Annotated in this window: 24 protein-coding genes; 19 read left to right on the forward strand and 5 right to left on the reverse strand. The window is 73.5% G+C overall.

What is annotated here, in order from left to right; translation table 11 throughout:
* The 9 genes from GQS09_RS05645 to GQS09_RS05680 all read left to right on the forward strand — a co-directional run.
* On the forward strand, positions 1 to 791 hold a 791-nt coding region (locus tag GQS09_RS05645), incomplete at its 5' end, for a hypothetical protein (protein WP_165984871.1).
* A 217-nt stretch (positions 792 to 1,008) separates the two neighbouring features.
* Positions 1,009 to 1,740 carry a DUF2993 domain-containing protein gene (locus GQS09_RS05650; RefSeq protein ID WP_165984872.1) on the forward strand — a complete coding sequence of 244 codons (732 nt, stop codon included), beginning with the start codon at positions 1,009 to 1,011 and terminating at the stop codon, positions 1,738 to 1,740.
* A 196-nt stretch (positions 1,741 to 1,936) separates the two neighbouring features.
* A complete protein-coding gene (locus GQS09_RS30905; protein ID WP_399552418.1) occupies positions 1,937 to 2,017 on the forward strand; it encodes an Ms5788A family Cys-rich leader peptide in 81 nt (26 codons plus the stop codon).
* 130 nt (positions 2,018 to 2,147) lie between these two features.
* Positions 2,148 to 2,987, forward strand: a complete 840-nt coding sequence (locus GQS09_RS05655) for a sulfurtransferase (protein ID WP_165984873.1) — start codon at positions 2,148 to 2,150, stop codon at positions 2,985 to 2,987.
* A 52-nt stretch (positions 2,988 to 3,039) separates the two neighbouring features.
* Positions 3,040 to 3,327, forward strand: a complete 288-nt coding sequence (locus GQS09_RS05660; RefSeq protein ID WP_165984874.1) for a DUF1416 domain-containing protein — start codon at positions 3,040 to 3,042, stop codon at positions 3,325 to 3,327.
* A gap of 162 nt (positions 3,328 to 3,489) precedes the next feature.
* Positions 3,490 to 4,389, forward strand: a complete 900-nt coding sequence (locus tag GQS09_RS05665; protein WP_165984875.1) for a hypothetical protein — start codon at positions 3,490 to 3,492, stop codon at positions 4,387 to 4,389.
* Positions 4,389 to 5,177, forward strand: coding sequence for a hypothetical protein (locus GQS09_RS05670; RefSeq protein WP_165984876.1), 789 nt, complete (start codon positions 4,389 to 4,391; stop codon positions 5,175 to 5,177). Before GQS09_RS05665 ends, GQS09_RS05670 begins: the two co-directional genes overlap by 1 nt.
* Entirely contained in the window at positions 5,174 to 6,139 is a 966-nt protein-coding gene (locus GQS09_RS05675) for a hypothetical protein (RefSeq protein ID WP_207957503.1), read from the forward strand. The genes GQS09_RS05670 and GQS09_RS05675 overlap by 4 nt, the downstream gene beginning before the upstream one ends.
* Before the next feature lie 527 nt (positions 6,140 to 6,666).
* Positions 6,667 to 7,227, forward strand: coding sequence for an FABP family protein (locus GQS09_RS05680; protein WP_165984877.1), 561 nt, complete (start codon positions 6,667 to 6,669; stop codon positions 7,225 to 7,227).
* Between the two features lie 218 nt (positions 7,228 to 7,445).
* On the opposite strand, the gene GQS09_RS05685 is transcribed toward GQS09_RS05680, so the two are convergent.
* Entirely contained in the window at positions 7,446 to 8,213 is a 768-nt protein-coding gene (locus GQS09_RS05685) for an SDR family oxidoreductase (protein ID WP_165984878.1), read from the reverse strand.
* A gap of 318 nt (positions 8,214 to 8,531) precedes the next feature.
* Between GQS09_RS05685 and GQS09_RS05690 the strand changes: the two genes are divergently transcribed.
* Both GQS09_RS05690 and GQS09_RS05695 read left to right on the forward strand, forming a co-directional pair.
* Positions 8,532 to 8,996 (forward strand): Fur family transcriptional regulator, encoded by a 465-nt coding sequence (locus tag GQS09_RS05690; RefSeq protein ID WP_165984879.1) that lies wholly within the window; start codon positions 8,532 to 8,534, stop codon positions 8,994 to 8,996.
* Positions 8,997 to 9,128: 132 nt separating this feature from the next.
* The gene (locus tag GQS09_RS05695; protein ID WP_313896006.1) at positions 9,129 to 10,097 is read left to right on the forward strand and encodes a glycine cleavage T C-terminal barrel domain-containing protein; all 969 of its coding nucleotides are present in this window, start codon (positions 9,129 to 9,131) and stop codon (positions 10,095 to 10,097) included.
* Between the two features lie 26 nt (positions 10,098 to 10,123).
* Here GQS09_RS05695 and dtd read toward each other — a convergent pair whose 3' ends face one another.
* Entirely contained in the window at positions 10,124 to 10,549 is a 426-nt protein-coding gene (dtd, locus tag GQS09_RS05700; RefSeq protein ID WP_165984881.1) for a D-aminoacyl-tRNA deacylase, read from the reverse strand.
* 152 nt (positions 10,550 to 10,701) lie between these two features.
* On the opposite strand from dtd, the gene GQS09_RS05705 reads away from it, so the two are divergent.
* The 3 genes from GQS09_RS05705 to GQS09_RS05715 all read left to right on the forward strand — a co-directional run bounded on the left by GQS09_RS05705 (position 10,702) and on the right by GQS09_RS05715 (position 13,771).
* The gene (locus GQS09_RS05705; RefSeq protein WP_243761147.1) at positions 10,702 to 11,277 is read left to right on the forward strand and encodes an ABC transporter substrate-binding protein; all 576 of its coding nucleotides are present in this window, start codon (positions 10,702 to 10,704) and stop codon (positions 11,275 to 11,277) included.
* 144 nt (positions 11,278 to 11,421) lie between these two features.
* Entirely contained in the window at positions 11,422 to 12,429 is a 1,008-nt protein-coding gene (locus GQS09_RS05710) for an asparaginase (RefSeq protein WP_165984883.1), read from the forward strand.
* A gap of 91 nt (positions 12,430 to 12,520) precedes the next feature.
* The gene (locus tag GQS09_RS05715) at positions 12,521 to 13,771 is read left to right on the forward strand and encodes a GNAT family N-acetyltransferase (protein ID WP_165984884.1); all 1,251 of its coding nucleotides are present in this window, start codon (positions 12,521 to 12,523) and stop codon (positions 13,769 to 13,771) included.
* Positions 13,772 to 13,874: 103 nt separating this feature from the next.
* Here GQS09_RS05715 and GQS09_RS05720 read toward each other — a convergent pair whose 3' ends face one another.
* Positions 13,875 to 14,057 (reverse strand): hypothetical protein, encoded by a 183-nt coding sequence (locus tag GQS09_RS05720; RefSeq protein ID WP_165984885.1) that lies wholly within the window; start codon positions 14,055 to 14,057, stop codon positions 13,875 to 13,877.
* Between the two features lie 230 nt (positions 14,058 to 14,287).
* On the opposite strand from GQS09_RS05720, the gene GQS09_RS05725 reads away from it, so the two are divergent.
* The 5 genes from GQS09_RS05725 to GQS09_RS05745 all read left to right on the forward strand — a co-directional run bounded on the left by GQS09_RS05725 (position 14,288) and on the right by GQS09_RS05745 (position 17,880).
* On the forward strand, positions 14,288 to 15,127 hold the full coding sequence (locus GQS09_RS05725) for a GntR family transcriptional regulator (RefSeq protein ID WP_165984886.1): 840 nt from the start codon (positions 14,288 to 14,290) through the stop codon (positions 15,125 to 15,127).
* Positions 15,128 to 15,856 (forward strand): HAD family hydrolase, encoded by a 729-nt coding sequence (locus GQS09_RS05730; RefSeq protein ID WP_165984887.1) that lies wholly within the window; start codon positions 15,128 to 15,130, stop codon positions 15,854 to 15,856. It abuts the gene before it with no gap.
* 186 nt (positions 15,857 to 16,042) lie between these two features.
* Complete coding sequence (locus GQS09_RS05735) at positions 16,043 to 17,212, forward strand: aminoglycoside phosphotransferase family protein (RefSeq protein ID WP_165984888.1); 1,170 nt, start codon at positions 16,043 to 16,045, stop codon at positions 17,210 to 17,212.
* Positions 17,213 to 17,332: 120 nt separating this feature from the next.
* A complete protein-coding gene (locus tag GQS09_RS05740) occupies positions 17,333 to 17,632 on the forward strand; it encodes a hypothetical protein (protein ID WP_165984889.1) in 300 nt (99 codons plus the stop codon).
* Between the two features lie 2 nt (positions 17,633 to 17,634).
* A complete protein-coding gene (locus GQS09_RS05745; protein WP_165984890.1) occupies positions 17,635 to 17,880 on the forward strand; it encodes a hypothetical protein in 246 nt (81 codons plus the stop codon).
* A gap of 86 nt (positions 17,881 to 17,966) precedes the next feature.
* Here GQS09_RS05745 and GQS09_RS05750 read toward each other — a convergent pair whose 3' ends face one another.
* Positions 17,967 to 20,138, reverse strand: a complete 2,172-nt coding sequence (locus GQS09_RS05750) for an MMPL family transporter (protein ID WP_165984891.1) — start codon at positions 20,136 to 20,138, stop codon at positions 17,967 to 17,969.
* Between the two features lie 393 nt (positions 20,139 to 20,531).
* Positions 20,532 to 21,596, reverse strand: a complete 1,065-nt coding sequence (locus GQS09_RS05755) for an isopenicillin N synthase family oxygenase (protein ID WP_165984892.1) — start codon at positions 21,594 to 21,596, stop codon at positions 20,532 to 20,534.
* Positions 21,597 to 21,648: the final 52 nt, after the last annotated feature.

The following is a 21,648-nucleotide window of genomic DNA, read 5'->3' on the forward strand; positions in this document are numbered from 1 at the left end:
GGAGCGCCGGCGGCGCGGAGCGCAGCGGCTCGCCGGTCATCCCGCCGGGAGCCGGCCCGGCCGTGCTGACCGCCGCGCTGGCGGTGGCCGCCGCGGTGACGGCCCAGTGGGGCCAGGCCGCCCTGCTGCCCGCCGTGGTGCTGCTCCAGGCGGTGACGGCGGCGGGCTGGTTCCGGCTGAACGGCATGTGGCCCGCCCGGCAGGGCATCGCCCTGGCCTTCGCCGCCGGGGTGACCGCGGACGCGGCCGTGCTGGCCGGCGGCCGGGAGCACGCCGACGCCGCGCTGCTGGGCACGCTGGGCGTCTGGTTCCTGCTGGTGATCCTCAACCAGCTGCGGCACCGGGGCCCCGGCGAGGAGCGGATGGACGCGCTGACCGCGACCGCCGCCGCCACGCTGCTGACCGTGGTGGCCGGCAGCCTGCTCGCCGCCGTGCAGGTCTCCGCGGACGCCGTGACGTTCGCCATGCTCGGGGTGGCGGTGGCGGTGCTGGTCCGGGCGGCCGTGCCGGCCCGGGGCACCCGGGCGGCCCGGGTCTGGGGCGGCCTGCTGGGCGCGGTCGCGGCCGTGCTGGCCGCCGCCGCGTTCTCCCAGCTCGCCGCGCGGATCGCCGGCCACGATCTGGACCACGGGCTGCTGCTGGGCGCGGCGGCCGGCTGCTGCGCGGTGCTGGGGCTGCGGGTGGCCGGCTACGACTGGCCGTCCCGGTTCGTGCACTTCACGGCCGGGGTGGCGCTGCCGCTGACCGCCGCCGCGCCGGTGCTGTACGGACTGGCCCGGCTGCTGCACTGAGCAGCCCGGCGGCCGGGCCCGGCCGGGCGCCGCCGGCAGCGCGCGGCGCGGCCGGGCGGCCGTCCGCGGACCCGTGACGTGTGCCGTGATCCTGTAACGAGCCTGCTGCAAGCTCCCGGCCCTCCGGGACTCGCGCGGACCGGCGGGTTACGCTCGCCGACGGCCGCTCCGCCGACGATCACCTGGCCGCCGATCTTCTGGGGGGAACCCGACCACCATGCGCGCGCTGCGAATATCCCTGATCCTGCTCATCGTGTTCGGCGGCCTGTTCACCGCCGCGGACCGCCTGGCGCTCGTGTTCGCCGAGAGCGAGGTGGCCACCCGGGCCCGGTCCGGCCTGGGGCTGGAGTCGGAGCCCGGCGTGTCGATCAAGGGATTCCCCTTCCTCACCCAGTTGCTCGGCAAGGAGATCGACCACGTCGAGCTGGACCTGAAGGACTACGACGTGGAGCTGGACGGCCGGCAGGCGAGGCTGGAGGATCTCAGCATCGAGCTGCGCAACACCAGCATCACCGGCAATTTCTCCGGCGCCGAGGCGGAGCGGGCCTCGGGCACCGGGGTGCTCAGCTACGAGGAGCTGAGCAAGCTGGCCACCCAGGAGGTCAAGGAGGTCAACGACGCGCTGGGGGTGGAGTTCAGCCACGCGGGCGAGGGCCAGGTGGTGATCCAGGTCACGGTGCTGGGCCAGAGGCTGATCCCGGAGATGAGGGCCGATCTGCTGCTGCACGAGGACAGCCAGCTCGTGCAGCTCAAGGTGGACGAGATTCCCTCGCTGGAAGGGCTGCCGCTGATCGGCACCGGGCTGGAGGAGCAGCTCCGCACGTGGGTGGACCGGGAGCGGGAGATCCGGGGCCTGCCGGAGGGGCTGTCGCTGGACGGCGTGGAGGCCGTGGAGGAGGGCGTGAACCTCTCGGTCACCGGTACCGACGTCAGCCTGAGCGGCTCCTGAGTCACCAGCTCGTCCGGATGCTGAGACGCGGCCTTTCACCGGGCCGCTGGGCCGGTGAACACTGGTCCGCGGCGGACCGCGGGCCCTCGGGGCAAGGTCCCCCAGCCCGGACAATCCCACACAGCGGACAACAATGTCTCACCATCCGGAACGCCGGTGACATTCCCGCCCCGGTGTCCGTACGATCGCCGACATGATGCGACAGGCGGATCTCACCAAGCGACGGGCGGTCGACCTTTGCCGCGTCGCCGCCATGCTCTGTCGTCCCGCCGCCTGACGGCCCTCTCCCGCCCTCTTCTCCGCGTGGTGACCGCGCGCCCCTGCCCCGCCCGGACCGGGGACAGCGCTGCGCCGCCACGCCCGGTCACCTCCCCCGAAGAACCGCCCAGCGCCGAAGGAGTACAGACATGAGCCGCAGTGACGTCCTGGTGGACGCCGACTGGGTCGAGCAGCACCTGGACGACGCCAACGTCGTCATCGTGGAGGTCGACGAGGACACCTCGGCCTACGACCGCAACCACATCCGCAACGCCGTCCGCATCGACTGGAAGCAGGACCTCCAGGACCCGGTCCGGCGCGACTTCGTCGACCAGGCCGGCTTCGAGAAGCTGCTCTCCGCCAAGGGCATCGCCAACGACCACACCGTGGTTCTGTACGGCGGCAACAACAACTGGTTCGCCGCCTACGCCTACTGGTACTTCAAGCTCTACGGCCACCAGGACGTCCGGCTGCTGGACGGCGGGCGCAAGAAGTGGGAGCTGGACTCCCGCGAGCTGGTCGCCGAGGTCCCCGAGCGCCCGGCCACCGTCTACAAGGCCAAGCCGCAGGACACCTCCATCCGCGCCTTCCGCGACGACGTGGTGGCCGCCATCGGCAGCCAGAACCTGGTCGACGTCCGCTCCCCCGACGAGTTCAGCGGCAAGCTGCTGGCCCCCGCCCACCTGCCGCAGGAGCAGTCGCAGCGCCCCGGCCACGTGCCCACCGCCCGCAACATCCCGTGGTCCAAGTCCGCCAACGACGACGGCACCTTCAAGTCCGACGAGGAGCTGAAGGAGCTGTACCAGGAGGAGGGCGTGGACCTGGCCAAGGACACCATCGCCTACTGCCGCATCGGTGAGCGCTCCGCCCACACCTGGTTCGTGCTGCACGAGCTGCTGGGCCAGCCGAACGTGAAGAACTACGACGGCTCCTGGACCGAGTACGGCTCGCTGGTCGGCGTGCCGATCGAGCTCGGCGCCAACAGCTGACCCGCCCGGACCCGGTACCCACGGACGATTCACAGACAAGGACCACACTGCCATGTGCGGAGCACAGCCAGGCGGCCCGGACGCCTCCACCCTCAAGCCCGGCGAGACCACCATCCAGGGGTCCGTCACCCGCGACGGCGAGCCGGTGACCGGCTACGTCCGGCTGCTGGACAGCACCGGTGAGTTCACCGCGGAGGTGCCCACCTCCGCCACCGGGCAGTTCCGCTTCTACGCCGCCGAGGGCACCTGGACGCTGCGCGCGCTGGTGCCCGGCGGGACCGCCGACCGCACGGTGGTCGCCCAGCAGGGCGGGACCGTGGACGTCGCGATCGCCGTCTGAGAGACCTGCGCCACGGCAAGGGCCGTGCCGCCCGGGCTTCCGTCCCGGGCGGCACGGCCCTCACGTGTGCCGCCGCCGTAACCCGATCGTCATCATGCACCGTGCAACCGGGCAGGTCACCGGCCGGTCTGACCCCGCGTACCAACCGTGGAGGTCTTCCCTATGGAACCGGCGCCCCCGCCGCCGCCCCCGCACAGCCCGCCGCCCCCGCCGCCCTCGCCACCGCCCTCAGCGTCCTCACCACTGCCGACCGCGCCGCCGCTGCCACCGCCGCCGCTGCCGCCGCTGCCGCTGCCGCTGCCGCCACGGACCGGCGGCAGGCCGCCGCGCCGCTGGGGACGCACCCTCTCCCTGCTGGCCGCCGCCCTGCTGCTGGGCGCCGTGGCCGGCACCGCCGTCGGCTACACCGTGCAGGCAGACCGCGATCCCACCCCGCTGCCGCCGCTCGCCCAGCAGGAGCTGGCCTACCCCGTGGAGCCGGCGGCCGGGGACGAGCTGCCGCCCGCCCTCACCGAGGAGGAGGACCTGCGGCTGCGCCAGGAGGGCGACCTGCGCGAGCTGCTGGTCGAGCCGCCGGAGGACGCGGAGGAGACGCAGGGTCCGTTCGAGGCGGCGGGCTGGCTGGATCTCCGGCAGTACAGCGAGGAGTTCGAACGGCCGGACCTGATGTTCTCCCTTCTCATGCGGGACCAGGTCCGCCGGGTCGCGATCACCGGCTGGACCGAGGACGAGTGGCGCAGCACCGAGGTGGAGCTGACCCAGTTCCGCGAGATCGCCGACGTCAGGGCGCACAGCTTTCTGCTCGAACAGCAGAGCAGCATGACCGGCCCGGATCTGGCGGGCCACGACGGCAAGAAGCTGCCGGGCGACCTCAACGGCCGCTACTACCTGTGGGACGAGACGTACGAGGAACCGGGCTACTACCCGTTGACCCAGTACAGCGCCCGCGTCCTGGCACAGCGCGGGGACATCCTGCTGGACATCTGGATACACGACTTCGACCGGGAGATCAGCGAGAAATCCGTGATCGACCTGGCCCGGCGCCAGCTGGAGGTGCTGTGATGCGCCGCGTTCTGCTCCCCGTGCTCGCCGTGCTGCTGGTCCTGGGCCTGGCCGGCGGCGGTGCGCTCCACGTCCGGTCGGTGGTGGCCGGAGCCGACCGCTCGGCACCGGTCGACCACGGCGTCGACGCCCTCACGGGCGCCTCGGAGAACGGGGCCGAGGAGGCACCGCCCGGCCGGAGCCATACCGAGCTCAGCGCCCTGCTGCTGCCCTATCCGAAGTACGTCCACCCCGGTCCGGACATCGGTGAGTGGGGCAATGACGCGGAGATCTCCGGCGAGGAGGCCACCGCCATGATCAAGGACAGCGTGGCCGGCATGCCGCGCGACTACCGCCGCGACTTCCACGACTGGGCCGACAGGCTGGAGATCTCCGGCGTGGCGCTGCGCAGCTACGCCAGTCCGCGCGACTCCACGGTGACCGAGATCGTCATCACCGCGTACGGCTCCGCCGCGGACGCCGAGGAGCACCACGAGCGGCTGACCGGGCTGGTGGACGACATCGGGGTGTTCCGGAGCGGCCCGAAGGCCAAGGACTACCCGGACGCCCGGTGCCATCTCCAGCCGCAGGGCGAGGACATGCTGCGACTGCTGGACATCGACCCGGAGGACGTGGACCTGTCCGACATGGAGGAGCCGGAGCTGGACAGCATGTTCTGCACGGCCGTCGTCGGTGAGCGCCATGTCCTGTTCAGGGCGTACGGCGGGCTGCCGCTGCCCGAGCGGAAACTGGCCGGCATGCTCACCGATCAGCTCGATCACCTTGAGTCACCGGGGACCTACGTATGACCCAGCCGACACCCGAGCAGGCTTCCGAGCCCCTGACCACCGAGCCCGAGCCCATGACCACCGAGCCCACAGCCGGGGCGGCCCCTGCCGCCGAGCCCACGGCGGCCGAGGCCACGACCACCGAGCCCACGGCGGCCGAGGCCACGGCCACCGAGCCCTCTGCCGCGGCGGCCCCGGCGGCCGGGGCCGCACCGCCGTTCGTCCACCGCCGCTGGGTGCGGGCGGTGACCCGCTGGACCCTGGCCGCCGCACTGTTCGCCGGCGCGGGCACCCTGACCGCCCACCAGATCACCGAACGGGAACGCACCGACGTGCCCGGCCTGGCCACCGAGGCGGACGGCCGCTGGGACTATCCGGAGCTGACCCTGCCGCCGCTGCCCGAGGGGTCCCCGGCGCCGTTCGCCGACGCGAACGACGCCGAGGTGCACCATGCGGATCTGCGCGAGCTGCTGCTGCCCGCCCCGGCATCCGCCGGTGCCCACCCCGAACTGCCGGAGACCGGATGGCTGGCACCCGAGGAGTTCACCGCTCTGTTCGGCTCCGAGAAGGAACAGCGGGAGCTGGCCGACGCGTTCGGCACCCTGCCGCTCCGGCAGATCTCGCGGCGCGCCTGGTCCATGCCCGACGGCACCACCACCGAGATCTACCTGCTGCGATTCACCACCGGAACGGTCGCCGAAGCGTTCTTCGACCAGGAGTTCGGTGTCCTGGCCACCCGCAAGAAGCTGGCCGCCGCCCCGAGTACGGAAGCGGACGGGACATGGCCGGAGGAGAGCGCGCTCATCGGTGACGTCCGCACCGTGGTGCGCACCGAAGTGGCGCCGCTCACCGACGGCCACACCAGGCTCGCCCATCTGCGGGCCGGCGACATCCTCGGCCTTGTCGTCCAGACACATCCGGACAACGCGGCCGAGGTGCCGTTCCATCAGACGGTCATCCTCCAGGCGCAGTTGCTGGGCTGAGGACGGCCGGGTCGCGCGGGGCCCGGCCGGCACCGTCTGCCGAGTCGTCCGGTTCTTCCCTCAACACAGCCCCTTCAGCGCTGAGTACCGCAGTTCGGGCACAGCCAGTCGCCCTGCGGTCCCTGCTGCATGGAGGCGCCACACGTAGGGCAGTTCATGATCCACACACCCCTTTCATGCCGTGAGACGCTGCGGCTCGTGTTCGCGTTCCGTAACCGCGGTCACGAAACAGTCACCAGAGTGTTCCTTACCCGCTCCTACCCCGGGCGGCCGACCTCACCGCGCCGGGCGCCAACGGGCCGACTAGACTCGGCCCCAGTCCCGTGATCACCCTCGATCACCCCTGCTGCCAGGGAGAACCCCGTGCTCGAAGTGTTCTTCATCAGTCTGATGGTCCTGGTCGTCGTCGGTACCGCCGCTTTTACCGGTCTGGTGGTCAAAAAACTGTACGAAGGCCAGCGCTGACTGCGAAGTTCGTCACATACCGCTCTTGCGTTCGAAGTTTCGAGAGAACTGACTGATCTCCGATGATCGAAATTCCTTCCGACCTCCGTCCGGAACTGGTCCCGCTCGCCTTCCTGCTCGGCACCTGGCAGGGCGCGGGCGTCGCCGACTTTCCCGGAGAGCAGCAGTGCCACTTCGGCCAGGAGCTGTCCTTCACCCACGACGGGCGGGACTTCCTGGAGTACAGCTCGCACGCCTGGGAGCTGGACGCCGAGGGCAAGAAGATCCGGCCGCTGGAGTCCGAACACGGCTACTGGCGCGTCAAGGAGCGCACGGTCGAGGTGGTGATGGTCCGGGACCGGGGCGTGGTCGAGGTCTGGTACGGCGAACTCGCCGAGGGCAAGCCCCAGATCGACCTGGCCACGGACACCATGGCCCGGCTGGCCGAGGCGCCCGAGTACAGCGGCGGCAAACGGCTCTACGGCTATGTCAAGGGGGAGCTGCTCTGGGTGGGCGAACTGGCCACGCCCTCGCAGCCACTGCGTCCCTATATGTCCGCCCAGCTGAAGAAGGTCGTCGACCCCCGCGAGTGGGTCAAGGACATGTCCGACCTCCCGGACGACGGCGTCGCCTTCTTCAAGTGAGCGAGCGGGCCGCACCGTCGCGGCGGGGCACCGCCCGGCCCTGCCCGGCCCTGCCCGGCCGCTTCACGTCACCGATGCAGCACGCAGCCACTTCGCCCGGCCGGCCGGGCTGCCCGGCTGTTGCACGGGCCGTCCCGTGGTCCAGTCCGGCACCGCGCGTTAACCTTCTGTTTCTCACGCTCCGTAACCACGTATGACCGCTGCGGAAGCCGCGGCGGTCACGGGGTGCGCAGCGCGCCGCCGTCGACCGGGACCAGGGAGCCGGTGAGGTAGCCGGCGGCCGGGGAGAGCAGGAAGGCCGCCACCCGGCCGAACTCCTCCGGCCTGCCGTAGCGGCGCAGCGGGATGGCGGCCAGCGCGGCCTCCCGCCCGGCCGGGTCGAGGGAGTCGAGCCGGGCCGTCCGGTCGGTGGCGATCCGCCCCGGCAGCAGGCCCAGGACCCGGACGCCGCGTGGTCCGTACTCGTCGGCCATGTCCTTGGCGGCCATGGCCAGACCGGGCCGCAGCCCGTTGGAGATCCCGAGACCGGTGAGGGGGGAACGGGCGGAGGAGGACAGCACCAGGGCGATCGCTCCGCCGTCCTCCTGCCCGGCCAGGTGGGCGGCGACCTCGCGGGCGCAGCGGACCGCGCCCAGGAAGACGGATTCGAAGGCGTCCCGCCACTGCTCGTCGGTGGCGGAGGCGGCGCTGCCGGGGGGCGGCCCGCCGACCGAGATGAGGATGCCGTCCACCCGGCCGAAACGCTCCAGGGCGAGGTCGAGCAGGCGGCGCGGAGTCCGAGGATCTGCCTGGTCGGCCACGGTGCCGGCCGCGGCCGGCCCGTCCGGGCCGCGCAGCCGGTCCAGCGCGCCGTCGACGTTCTGCCTGTCGCGGGAGGAGATCACCACCCTGGCGCCGTCGGCGACCAGTGCGGCAGCGGTGGCGAAGCCCAGTCCCTTGCTGCCGCCGGTGACGAGATAGACCCGTCCGTCGAGTCCGAGGTCCATGTGCTGCTCCTCCCGCGGGCCGGGGTGCCGGTGATCACCGAGCATGCCGTGTGTGCCGTGCCTGCGGCAACGTCACCGGGGTCATCGGGCGGACCGGGATTGGGCGGCGCCGGCCGGGGCAGGCGACCGGATGACCGGTGCCCGGCGCCGGGGCGCCTCCCGGGCATGCGCGCCCGGCGGGCAGACTCCGCACGGCTTCCCCTCTCCGGCCGGGTCTTCCCGGGCTCACCGCCCGGGAGGTGCCCCGGGCCGGCGCACCGGGCCCGCCGCCCCCGCCCGCGGCGGTGTGCGGCAGTTCACCCCGCCTAGACTGGCTGCGTGGTGAGCACCGACTGGCAGACAGATCTGCGGAACCGCGGATACCGGCTGACCCCGCAGCGTCAGCTCGTGCTGGAGGCCGTCGAGAAGCTGGGGCACGCCACGCCCGACGACATTCTCACCGAGGTCCGGCGGACGGCCGGCGGCGTGAACATCTCGACGGTCTACCGGACGCTGGAGCTGCTGGAGGAACTCGGCCTGGTCTCGCACGCCCATCTGGGGCACGGCCCGCCCACGTACCACCTGGCCGAGCGGCACCACCACATGCACCTGATGTGCCGGGACTGCGGCACGGTGCTGGAGGCGGACATGGACCTGGCCGCGCCGTTCACCGAGCGGCTGCGCGAGGCGATGGGCTTCGAGACGGACATGAAGCACTTCGCGATCTTCGGCCGCTGCGCCGCCTGCAGCGCCACTCTGCACTCCGAGGCCGCCGCCCACGACGAGACCCCCTCCGGCGGCTGACGCCCGCCCGCGCGGCGGCGCGGAACGTACGCTGGAGGCATGTCCTCCGAGCCTTCCCCGACTTCCCCGGACTCCCCGGACTCCCCGGACTCCCCGGACTCCCCGGACTCCCCGGCCGCGGCGGCCGTGCCGGTGTACGCCAGTCCGCTGCTCGCCCTGCCCGGTGCGGTGGCCGCCGACGCCCCGGACGCCGGGGTGGCCGCGCACTACGGCGATCTGTTCCGGGAACAGCGCACCCTGGAGCACGGCGACGGCTTCGTGGACCTCTCCCACCGCGACGTGGTCACCGTCACCGGCGAGGACCGGCTGACCTGGCTGCATCTGCTGCTCACCCAGCACGTCTCCGAGCTGCCGCCGGGCCGGGCCACCGAGGCGCTGATCCTCTCCGCCAAGGGCCATGTCGAGCACGCCCTCTACCTGGTCGACGACGGGGCCACCACCTGGATGCACACCGAGCCCGGCCGGGCCGCGGCACTGACCGGCTACCTGGAGAGCATGAAGTTCTTCTACCGGGTGGAGATCGCGGACCGCACCGCCGACTGCGCGGTCGTGTTCCTGCCGGCCGGCTCCATCGCCGAGCCCGGCCCGGACGCGGTGGTGCGGGAGACCGCCTGGGGCCGGGAGGTCTTCCTGCCGCGCACGCGGCTGGAGGAGTTCGCCGCGGCGCACGGCCCGGCCGCCGGGGTGCTGGCCTTCGAGGCGCTGCGGGTGGCCGGGCACCGTCCCCGCCTGGGCCGGGAGACCGACCACCGCACCATCCCGCACGAACTGGGCTGGATCGGCAGCGCGGTGCACCTGGACAAGGGCTGCTACCGGGGCCAGGAGACCGTGGCCCGGGTGCAGAACCTGGGGAAGCCGCCGCGCCGGCTGGTCTTCCTGCACCTGGACGGCAGCGAGGTGAAGCTGCCCGAGCACGGCGATCCGGTGCGGCTGGCCGCGGACGGCCCGGAGGGACGCGTGCTGGGGTTCGTCACCACGGCGGCCCGCCATCACGAGCTGGGGCCGATCGCCCTGGCGCTGGTGAAGCGGAACGTCCCGGAGGACGCCGAGCTGCTGGCCGGGCCGACGGTCGCGGCCCAGGAGACGGTCGTCGCCCCCTGACCGGGGCGGCGCGCCGGGCCGCCGGGTCACACCTCCAGCAGGACGGTGAACGGCCCGTCGTTGGTCAGGGTCACCCGCATCCGGGCTCCGAAGCGGCCGGTCTCGACGTGCGCGCCCAGCGCGCGCAGCTCCCGGCAGACGGCCTCCACCAGCGGCTCGGCCAGTTCGCCGGGCGCCGCGGCCTGCCAGGTGGGGCGCCGCCCCTTGCGGGCGTCCCCGTAGAGGGTGAACTGGGAGACCACCAGCAGCGGGGCACCCGTGTCCGAGCAGGATTTCTCGCCGTCCAGGATGCGCAGGCCCCACAGCTTGCGGGCCAGCCTGGCCGCCTGCTGCTCGGTGTCGTCATGGGTGACGCCGACCAGGACGCACAGTCCCGGTCCGGTGATCTCGCCGACCGTTTCGCCGTCGACCACCACGGCCGCGCCGTCGGTCCGCTGTACCACTGCTCGCATGCCCGCCATGATGCCGGAACGATCCACCGGCCCGGACGGCAGCCGGATGGGTGCCAAGGCGCTGCGCGAGGGGGGTGCGCAGTGACACGATGCGTGCCACGGGGTACGTACCGCGTGAGCAGCCACAAAAGGGGACGAGGGGTTATAAACCAATGATCACATCGAGAACTGGGGGAGAGCCGGCCGGGGTCCCCGCGGCTCGTGGTCCGGTCGCCGCATCCCTCCCCCCGCCCGCCGCGCCGGACGGCGCCCCGGAGCGGCCGGTGCGCGAGCTGCGCCTGCCGGAGCTGCGCGAGCTGCGCCGCCGGGCGCTGCGCGAGGAGTCCGACCTGAGCTTCATCCGGCGTCTCCTCCAGGGCCGCATCGACATCCTCCAGGCCGAGCTGCGGCACCGCAGCACGCCGCACACGCCGGTGGTGGAGCAGCTTCCGACGATCCTGGCGGACCTGCCGTCCCGGCAGCGTTCGGCACGCCATGTGACGCTCGGGCCGCCGTCCAGCACCCAGTACCGGGAGCTGGCCGAGGCGATGCTGGCGGAGATCGCGCTGTCCGATCTGTCCGCCCGCACCGACCAGGAGCTGCGCGAGGCGCTGGACCGGCTGGCGGGCTGCGAGGCGGGCGTCTCCCGCCGCCGCCAGTCCCTGCACCGCACGGCCGACGAGTGCAGTGCCGAGATCACCCGCCGCTACCGGGACGGCGAGGCCCGCATCGACGACCTCCTCGGCTGATCCGGGTCCCCGGTCGCGCGGGGGCCGGTGGTGCGGGGCCGGTGGTGCGGGGGGCCGGTTTTTCCTGTGGGGTTGTGGAGGTATTGTCGGCGGCGCCTGCCACTCGGACACCGGGCGCTCCGCCGCCCGGGGGAAGGGCCGCCGATGACCGCCGACTCGCCGACCGCCGGGACCGCGTCCCCGACTTCCGGCACGATCCCCGGCACGGCCCCGGCCCCGCCCGTGCTCGCCGAGGTGGTGCGGTCCGGATTCGTGGAGGGCCACCACCGCGGCGCCCTGGTGCTGCTGGAGGCGGACGGCTCGGTGCGGCGCGCCGTGGGCGACGTCACCTCGCCCGTCTACCCCCGCTCCAGCAACAAGCCGATGCAGGCCGCCGCGGCGCTCCGGGCCGGCGCCGCGCTGACCGGCCCGCGTCTGGCCCTGGCCGCCGCCAGCCACGCCGGCGAGGAGTTCCACCAGCGCCTGGTGCGGGAGATGCTCGCCGACGCCGGACTGGACGAGACGGCCCTCGGCTGCCCGCCCGACCTGCCGCTGGACCGTCCGGCCGCCGAGGCGCAGCTCGCCGCCGGCCACGGCCGCACCCGTACCGCGATGAACTGTTCCGGCAAGCACGCCGGGATGCTCACCGCCTGCGTCGCCGCCGGCTGGTCCACCGCGGACTACCTGGACCCCGGCCACCCGCTCCAGCAGCTCATCCGGGAGTCCGTGGAGGCCGCCACCGGGGAGCCCGTCGCCCACACCGGCACCGACGGCTGCGGCGCGCCGCTGCTCGCCTTCTCGCTCACCGGCCTGGCCCGTGCTTTCCGCTCGTATGTGCTGGCCGCGCCCGGCACCCCCGGGCGGCAGGTCGCCGACGCCATGCGCGCCCACCCCGAGTACGTGGCCGGCACCCGGCAGACCGACACCGCGGTGATGCGGGCCGTACCCGGGGCCCTCGCCAAGGCCGGCGCCGAGGGCGTGCAGGCGCTCGCCCTGCCCGACGGCCGCGCGCTGGCCTTCAAGATCGAGGACGGCAACTCCCGGGCCCGTGGCCCGGTGCTGGCCGCCGCCCTGGCCGGGCTGGGCGTCGAGGCCGCAGGGCTCGACGGGATCGCCGCATCGCCGTTGCTGGGCGGAGGCCGCCCGGTCGGCGCGGTGCGCGCCGTCCTCTGACCGCGCCCCGCCCCGCGGCACGCCCGGTCGGGCCCGCAGGTCCCGGGGAAAATGCCTGGCGGAGCCCTCCGCCGCGTGCCACTGTCGATTCATGGGTGTGGACATACGAGTAGTGGACGGCAACGTCGCGGACAGCGACGCCTGGTACCGCGGACTGCATCACGGCTTCACGCTGCCGCCGGCCTTCACCGAGGAGGAGCTGGCGCTCCGCCGCGCCAAGATCGATCTCCGCCGCGCCTGGGGGGCCTTCGACGGCGATCGCTGCGTGGCCACCTACCGCAGCTTCGACCAGCGGCTCACCGTCCCCGGCGGCCGGGACGTGGCCGCCAACGCCATCACCGCCGTCACCGTCTCCGCCACCCACCGCCGCCGGGGGCTGCTCACCCGGATGATCACCGGCGACCTCGCCGAGGCCAAGGAGCGCGGCGACACCGTCGCCACCCTGGTCGCCGCCGAGTACCGGATCTACGGCCGGTACGGCTTCGGCCCCGCCACCACCGCCGCCTCCTGGGAGATCAACGGCCTGCGGGCCGGCCTGGACCGCCGGGTCCCGGTGCCGGAGCCCGAGGACGGCGGCTCGATCGAGTTCATCGACGGCGCCGAGGTGCGCAAGCTCGGGCCCGAGGTGTACGAGCGCTTCCGTCCGGGCTGTCCGGGCGCCACCGACCGTCCCGCGCTGTGGTGGGAGCGGGTCACCGGCGAGGTGCGGATGACCCCCTCCTGGACCGAGCCCTTCCACGCCCTGTACCGGGACGCGGACGACACCGCCCAGGGGCTGGTGACCTTCCGCGCCGACACCAACTGGACCCACGGCATGCCGGACCAGACGGCGACGGTCAGCTCCCTGATCGCCGCCACCCCGGCCGCCGAACGCGCCCTGTGGCGCTTCCTGCTCTCCGTCGACTGGGTGACCAAGGTCAAGGCCGATCACCGCGCCCCGGACGAGCTGCTGCCGGATCTGCTGCCCGACCCGCGCGCCGCCGCGGTCACCGGGCAGACCGACTTCCTGTGGCTGCGCCCGCTGGACATCCCCGCCATGCTCACCGCGCGCGGCTATCCGGCCGAGGGCGAGCTGGTGCTCCAGGTCACCGACCCGATGGGGCTGACCGAGGGGCGCTATCTGCTGACCGCCTCCCCGCAGGGCGCCGCGTGCGTGGCGACCACCCGCGCCGCCGATCTGACGCTCGGCACGGGGGCGCTGGCCACCCTCCACCTCGGGGAGCAGAGCGCGGGCCGGCTGGCCCGGCTGGGCCGTCTGGACGAGGAGACGCCTGGCGCCGCGGCCCGCGCCGACCTGCTCTTCCACACTCCCCGCCGCCCCTGGCTGCCCGACATCTTCTGATCCGGGGACCGTTCTGATCCGGGGACCGGAAGACCCGGCCGACCGGGCAGACCGGGCGACCGGTGAACAGCGTCCGACGGGCGCCGCCTTGCGGCGGCGCCCGTCAGGGGTTGAGCACGAGCATGACCAGTACGGTCGCTCCGATACTGCCGCATACCGCATTGCGCGTGCTCACGCCGATGCGCAGCAGCAGCAGGCCGATCACTCCGGCCAGTCCGAACTGGGTCTCCACCGCCTTCTCCACCGCCAGGCCGAGGGCGGCGAGGACCAGTACCTGCACGAGCATGGTGCCGCCTCCTCCTCACCGCTGTTACGGGCCGTACCTGCGGTCACCGCATCCGCCGCCCCATTCGCCGCCGCCTGTCTCCTGCGCCACCCCACACGAACCACGGCTATCTCTGATGAAGTTGACCGAGTTGCTCACCAAGTATGCCAAGTTCATGCCCAGTTGACAGCTACTTGGAACCATAATCCCGAGCTCTGCCCTCAACTGTCCGAAAGTCATATGCTTTCCGGATGACCGAGGAGAGCCGCATCGCCGACGTCCTCCGGCAGCGCATCCGTTCCGGGGAGCTGCCCCGCAACTCCCGCCTGCCCACGCAGCACGCCCTCGCCGAAGAGTTCGGCGTCAACCGCACCACCGTCCGCCAGGCCCTGACCATCCTGGAGCGCGAGGGCTACCTCACCGCCCGCGGCCGCGGCGCCCCCGCCGTGGTGACCAGCCCGCTGGCCGAGGCCCCCCGCCCCGCCGACGTGGAGCTCGCCGAACGCATCGCGCTGGCCTTCCACTCCGAGCACGTCGCCATCGACGCCTTCTCGCTCACCACCGAGACCCTCAACGCCGCGCTGGCCCGGCCGCTGCTGGCCATCTCGGCCGGCGACCTGGCCCCCCGCTCCATCGCGGTGCGGATCATCATTCCCCGCCCGGAGGGATCGCTGGCCTTTCCCCGGCTGGTCGCCGACCCGGACGACCCGCGCCCGCTGGAGCGGCTGCGCCGGATCTCCACCACCTTCTGCGGCTCCCTCCACCACCAGCTGCTCTCGCTCGCCGAGCGCGGGCTGGTCCCCGAGGTGAGCGTGGACATCCGCAGCGTGGACGTCACCCCGCTGCTCAAGCTGTACCTGCTCAACAACACCGAGGCGCTCACCGGCTACTACCAGGTGGTGGCCCGGCCGGTCGGCTTCGGGGAGGAGGAGCTGGAGATGTACGACGTGCTGGGGCTGAGCTCGATGGTGTTCCGCTCCTCCTCCGACAAGGACAGCCGGGACGAACAGGAGGCCGCCTTCGTGGCGGAGTCCCAGCGGTGGTTCGAGTCCCTCTGGTCAACAATTGCCCGGCCCGTCACACTGAGCTAGGTGTGGCAACTGCTGAGCAACGCCGACAGCGTGCTCCTCGACTTCGACGGCCCGGTGTGTTCGCTGTTCGCCGCCCGCCCGGCCGCCGACGTGGCCCGCCGGCTGCGCGAGCTCGCCGGAGAACTGGGCGTGCCGCCCCGGCACATGGCGGCGGGCGCCGCCGCCTCCGAGGACCCGCACGCGGTGCTGCTCACCCTGGCCCGGACGGCCGGCCCGGACACCGGCCCCGGACCCGGTCCCGGTCCCGGTCCCGGTCTGACACACCGGCTGGAACAGGCCCTGACCCAGCAGGAGATCCGGGCCGCCGCCACCGCCCGGCCCACGCCCGGCGCCCGCGAACTCATCCAGGCCCTGGACGAGCGGGGCGTCCGGCTGGCCGTCGTCACCAACAACTCGCCGCTGGCCGTGACCGCCTATCTGACCGCGCAGCGCCTGCTCACCCCGTTCGCCGGCCGGGTGCACGGCCGCACCGGCGACCTGAGCCTGCTCAAGCCGCACCCGGACGCGGTGCGGCGGGCCCTGCGCTCCACCGGCACGGCCGCCGAACGGGCCCTGCTGATCGGCGACTCCCCCTCCGACCTGGCGGCGGCCGAGGCAGCCGGGGTGCCGTTCCTCGGCTTCGCGCCGCACGCCGCCGCGGAACGGGCGTTGCGCGCCGCGGGCGCCCGCCATATCACGAGCTCCCTGGGGCGCGTGCGCCAGGCGCTGGGCGGCTCCTCGTTCGGGTGATGTGCCCGGTCGGCCCATGCCCGGCGGCCCGTGGCGCGAAGTACCTTTCCCCTACCATCCGTTGCCCCTTCGCCGGGCTTCTTCCGGCTTCCGCGTTCCGTACCCGGACGTACCTTTCCCGCCACTTCGCCCCTGCCCCCCGCACCTCACGTCTCCCCACCCGCCCCTCCACCGCCGGGACACCCCATGAATCAGCCGATCACTCCTGCCGTCCCCGCCGCGCCCGGCGCTCCCGCCGGGCCGGCCGCGCCCGCAGCAGCCGCAGCCCCCGCGGCCGCAGTGCCCGCAGCGGCCGGCGGGTCCGCCGGGCTCGCCGCCGCGGACCTGCCGGGTACCACCGAGAGCCGCCTCGCCGGCTACCACCGGAGCTGGCGCGTGGTCCGCCCGCACGGCGAACTCGCCGCCCTCGGACGGCTGAAGGCGGGCGGTCCGCGGATCGGCGTGCCCCGCTTCGACCCGCGCTGCTTCCTCTCCGAGGAGGACCTGCTGGTGGAGCTGGCCCGGTCCGGCGTGCCACGGGTGCCGCCGGTGTACCGGCTCGGCGGTGGCAACGGTCTCCAGGTGCACGGCTACATCGAGGGTGAGCCGCTGTCCCGGCAGCGGCCGCCGCACGAGCGCATCACCGGCCGGCAGCTCAGCCAGCTCATGGCGCTGTTCGCCGCCATGGCGGCGATCCGGCCCACCTCGCTGGCCCTGCTGCACCACTGCCCGCCGCGCCACCGGCCGCACACCAGCCGCGAGTTCCTGCTGACCCTGCTGCACTTCACCCGCCACCGGGTCTACACCCTGCACGCCGCCCGCTTCGCCGGGCTGTTCACCGCCCTCGGGGTCGATCCCGGGGTGCTCGCCCCGGACGGCCCGCTGGGGCGCGCCGCCGGCCGGCTCACCGACCGTCCGTTCTGCCTGCTCCACGGCGACCTGCACCGGGACAACCTGATCGTGGCGGCCGAGGACGGCGCGCTGTGGACCATCGACTGGGAACTGGCCCTGCTCGGCGACCCGGTGTACGACCTCGCCACCCACCTGCACCTCACCCACTACCCGCGCGGCCAGCAGCAGGTGGTGGTCAACCGCTGGGCGCGCACCATGCCCGCCGTGCTCCCGGGCGCGGCCGACGGCCTCGCCGCCGACCTGCCGGTCTATCTGGCCTACAAGCGCGTGCAGTCCGTCTTCACCGATGTCATCCGGCACGGCCTGGCGGTGCGGGCCGCCGACCGCGACCTGCGCCCGGTGCGGGTCGCCCAGGCGACCCAGGCCGTGGGCACCGTGCTCACCCGGGCCGCGTCCCACCTCGGCCTGCGCCGCGTCCCCGGCCCGGCCGTCATCGAACGTGCCTACACCAGGCTGGCCTCCTGACCCGGGCGCCGTTCAGCCCGCACGGCCGCCCGTGCGCGGGCGGACGACCTTGCGCCGTCCACGATCTTGTCGCCGTGGTGGGGAGCTGGGAGCCTGTTCGGTATGGCGGAGGAGAAGCCTGTGCGGCGCAGAGAACCCGTGCCGTTCCGCATGGCCGGGCCGGGCGGGGTGGTCGAGCTGCCGAGCACGATCGCCGGCATCCGGAGCCGGCTCCCGGAGGACGAACGGGTACAGTTCGACCACGAAGTACGGGCCACCGGGGCAGGGGACCTGCCGGCCGTCCTGGCCCGCTGGGCGATGCACATCCCGACCGAACTGGACGATGCCGAGGAAGCGTTGGTGCTGCGGCTCAAGGAGGGCGACTTCTCCGGCCTCACCTTCTCCGACGACAGCGACGACTCCTGGCGGAGCACCGGCTGACCATGTACCGCGTCGCCTACACCGATGAGGCCCTCGCCGAAAGACGCGCCATCCCCGCCGAACGGCGCAAGCCGTTCGAGGAGGGGATGCGCGAGATCGGCCGTTTTCCGTACGACAGCGGCTCGTCGGCCGTGAAGGGCAACCGCGACCGCCGTGAGGCCACGGTCAGCGGCCTCGCCGTCATCCGCTACGAGGTCAGCCCTTCCGTCCTCATCGTCACCGTCCTGCGCCTCGTCCCTCTTCCCTGACCCCGCGTCACCCCGCCGCCGGGCGCGGCTCGTCCCGGCCGGCGCCGGGCCGGGACGAGCCGGGACGAGCCGGACTCCGGGCCGGATCAGCGGTGTTCGAGCCGGAAGCGGGGAAGGGCGCGGGCCAGCGGGGCCGGGAGCCACCAGGCACGGCGGCCCATCAGCTGCATCACGGCCGGGACGACCAGACAGCGGATGATCACCGCGTCGATGAAGATGGCCACGGCCAGGCCGAAGCCGAACTGCTGGAGCATCCGGTCGCCGCTGAGCATGAAGGCGCCGAAGACCACCACCATGATGGCGCCGGCGGCGGTGATCACCCCGCCGGTGTGGGCCAGGCCCTCGCGGACCGCCCGGGCGTGGTCCCGGGTCCGTTCCCATTCCTCGTGGATGCGGGAGACCAGGAAGACCTCGTAGTCCATGGACAGGCCGAAGACGATGGCGAAGATCATCACCGGCACGAACGCCTCGACCGGGCCGGGCTCCATGCCGAGCATGCCGTGCTGGAACACCAGGGTGATGGCACCCAGCGAGGCACCGATGGAGAGCAGGTTGAGCACCGCGGCCTTGAGGGGGATGAGGACGGAGCGGAAGACCACGGCCAGCAGGACGACGGAGACGCCGACGACGAGGGCGACGAAGAGCGGCATGCGCTCGGCGACCTGGCCGGAGAAGTCCTCCACGGCGGCGGTGGAGCCGCCGACCAGGAACTCCGCGCCGGTGCCGGCGGCAAGGGCGGGCGCGACCTCGGACCGCAGGGTGCGGACCAGGTCGGAGGTCTCCTCGTCCTGCGGCGCGGTCTCCGGGTAGACGATGACGGTGGCGACGTCCCCGGTCTCGCTGGGGACGGGCCCGATGGCCCGCGCCACGCCCGGGGTGGTGGCGAGGGTGTCCACGGCGGCCGCGGCGGCGGCCATCGGGTCCGGCTCGCCGCCTTCGACGGCGACCACCAGCGGGCCGTTGAAGCCGGGGCCGAAGCCCTGGGCGAGAAGGCCGTACGCCTCCCGGGTGGTGGAGCCCGCCGGGTCGTTGCCGGCGTCGGCGAAGCCGAGGCGCATCCCGGCGGCCGGGACGGCGAGGGCGGTCAGCGAGACGAGGGCCACCAGCAGCGCGGCCAGCGGGCGGCGCTGCACAACGGCGCCGATACGGCGCCAGCCGCTGCCGTACTCGCGCCTGCCGCGGGCGGCGCGGGCCCGGAACTGGCGGGCGAAGCGGTTGCCGAACATGCCCAGCAGGGCGGGGAGGAGTGTCAGGGAAGTGGCCATGGTGACCGCGACGGTCAGGGCCACGGCCAGCGCGACGCCCTGGAGCGAGCCCAGGCCCAGGGCGACCAGCCCGAGCAGGGCGACGATCACCGTGCAGCCGGCGAAGAAGACGGTCCGGCCGGCCGCGTCCAGGGCACGGCGGGTGGCCGGTTCCGGCTCGGTGCCGGCGACCAGCTCGCCGCGGAATCGGGCGAAGATCAGCAGCGCGTAGTCGATGCCGACGCCGAGACCGACCAGCATCATCGTGTAGGGCGTGTAGCTGGCGATGGTGAAGAGGTGCGAGGCCAGCACGATCAGGCCGACGGTGGAGCCGACCGCGAAGACGGCGCTGATCACCGGCAGTCCGGCGGCGATCACCGTGCCGAACATGAACACCAGGATGACCAGCGCGGCCAGGATGCCGGCGCCCTCGGCCGCGCCGCCCTCGGCCTCGGAGAGCTGGCGCGCCGCGTCGCCGCCCAGCTCCACGGCCAGGCCGTCCCCGGCGATGGTGCGGCCGGTCTCCAGGATGTCCTCGGCCTGCCCGCGGGTGAGGTCCTCGGCCCTGCCCTCCAGCACGACGGTGGCGAAGGCGATCGTGCCGTCCGCCGAGACCGCGCCGCCGTCGCCCTGGTAGGGGCTGCGGGTCTGGGCCACCCCGGGCAGTTCGCCGACCTCGGCCAGCATCGACTCGACCGCGTCGCGGGTGCTCTCCCCGGTCAGGCCGCCCGGGTCGTGCAGGACGATCTGGAGGGTGTCGCCCGCGTCACGGGGGCTGTGCTCCCGGAGGAGTTCGAAGGCGCGCTGGGATTCGGTGCCGGGGAGCGAGTGGTCGTCGCGGTAGCTGTCGCCGATGGAGGAGGCGGCGCCCACGGTGGCGGCCAGGACCACCACCCACAGCAGCAGGGCGGTCCAGCGGCGTCGGTAGGAGACCGCGGCCAGGCGTTCGAAGACGCTGCCCCGGCCCGGCGGGGGCTCGGTGGTGGCGGTGGTGAAGGGGACGTGGGTTGTCACGGTTCTGCGCTCCTGTGCGTGGGCTGCCCGGTGCCGGAGCCGCGATACCGCCGGCCGGGATGCCGACGACGGGATTGCCGCCGCACCGGGATGCCGCCGTACCGGGCTGCCGGGACGGCCGGCTGCCGGGACGGCCGGACTCCTGGACGCCCGGACGGGGTGCGACCGTGACCAGGGTGCGGCGACGGCCCGGCGGTGCGCGTCGCCCGGCAGTTGCGTGTGCGGGTACCGCCCCGGTGGTACGCGGGGCCGGCGGACACCGTCCCGCGGAAGGAGACACCGGGAACGGGCCCCTAGGGCGTCACCCGGGTGCGTGCCGGGGGCACGGCCGGAGGAACGCCGGGTGGGCCGCACGGCTGGAGCGGCCCGCCCGGCGTCCGGTCGGGGAAGCGGTCAGCAGACCTCGAAGGCGGGCCAGCCCGCCGTGTGCCGCAGATCGTCGAGCACGGCGAGGCGCTCCTCGGCGACGATCCGGCGGGTGGTGATCCGCTCCGGGTAGTGGCGGGTGAACACCTGCGTGAAGTGGGAGCCGTAGTGCAGGTAGCCGGGGCGGGCCGCGTCGGCGTCGCCGGTGAGCGGGCGCAGGCAGGCGGCGAAGTTGGGCTCGTGGCAGTAGGTGAGGGAGACCCGTTCGCGCTCCCCGGGCAGGGTCCGGTGCGGGGTGGCGAGGAGTTCGCCGCCGGTCAGGTACTGCATCAGGTCTCCGGGCAGCACGGTCAGGGTGCCGTGCCCGGGCTCGGACCCGGCCTCGATCCAGGGCGGCTCGCTCTGGTACATCCCGCTGGTGGATTCCTCCGCCAGCCAGTTGCGGTACCGCTTCTCACCCTTCACCGGCGGCCGGACGGCCAGCCCGCCCTGCTCCTCCTGGGCGGTGATCAGCAGCAGTCCGTATCCGGTGCGGGCACCGGTGCCGGCCGGGGGGTGGCGGAGCATCCGGGCGTGGTGCCAGCCGTCGAAGGTGAGGGCGGTCAGCCGCTCCATGTCCGCCAGGCCGAGGCCGAGGGCGGCCAGCCGCAGCAGCCGGTCGCCCAGCGAGCACAGGCCCGGCAGGCAGGACTTCATGGCCCGCCGGTATTCGGTATCGGGCCAGGGCACCGGGCCGTGGCAGGGCCAGCGGGCCAGCACGCGGGCGTCCTGGAGCGGGACGTCCTTGCAGACGGTGAAGGACTCGGGGACGGTCTCCGGCGCGGCGTCCGGGAAGCCGACCGTGGTGGTGGCCGGGGCATGGCCACTGTAGGTGAGGTCACTGACACAGCGGCTCTTGAGGGAGTCCGGCCGGGCGAAGAAGCGGCGGCCGGCCGCCAGCGCCTGCCGCAGGGCGTGCCGCTGCGGCCCCGGTACCGCGACGCGGAAGACGCCGTCCACCTTCCAGGCCCGGATCATGGCGCGGCCCAGCCGGTCGTCGTACCCGGTGCCGGTGACCAGATCCGGCACACGGAACGTCTGAAGCAACGTCATGCGCGCGTCCCCACTCCGCTGTGCGTCCCACTCCCTGTGATGCGGGACGACG

Source organism: Streptomyces sp. YIM 98790 (assembly GCF_011421595.1).
Lineage (GTDB): Bacteria > Actinomycetota > Actinomycetes > Streptomycetales > Streptomycetaceae > Streptomyces.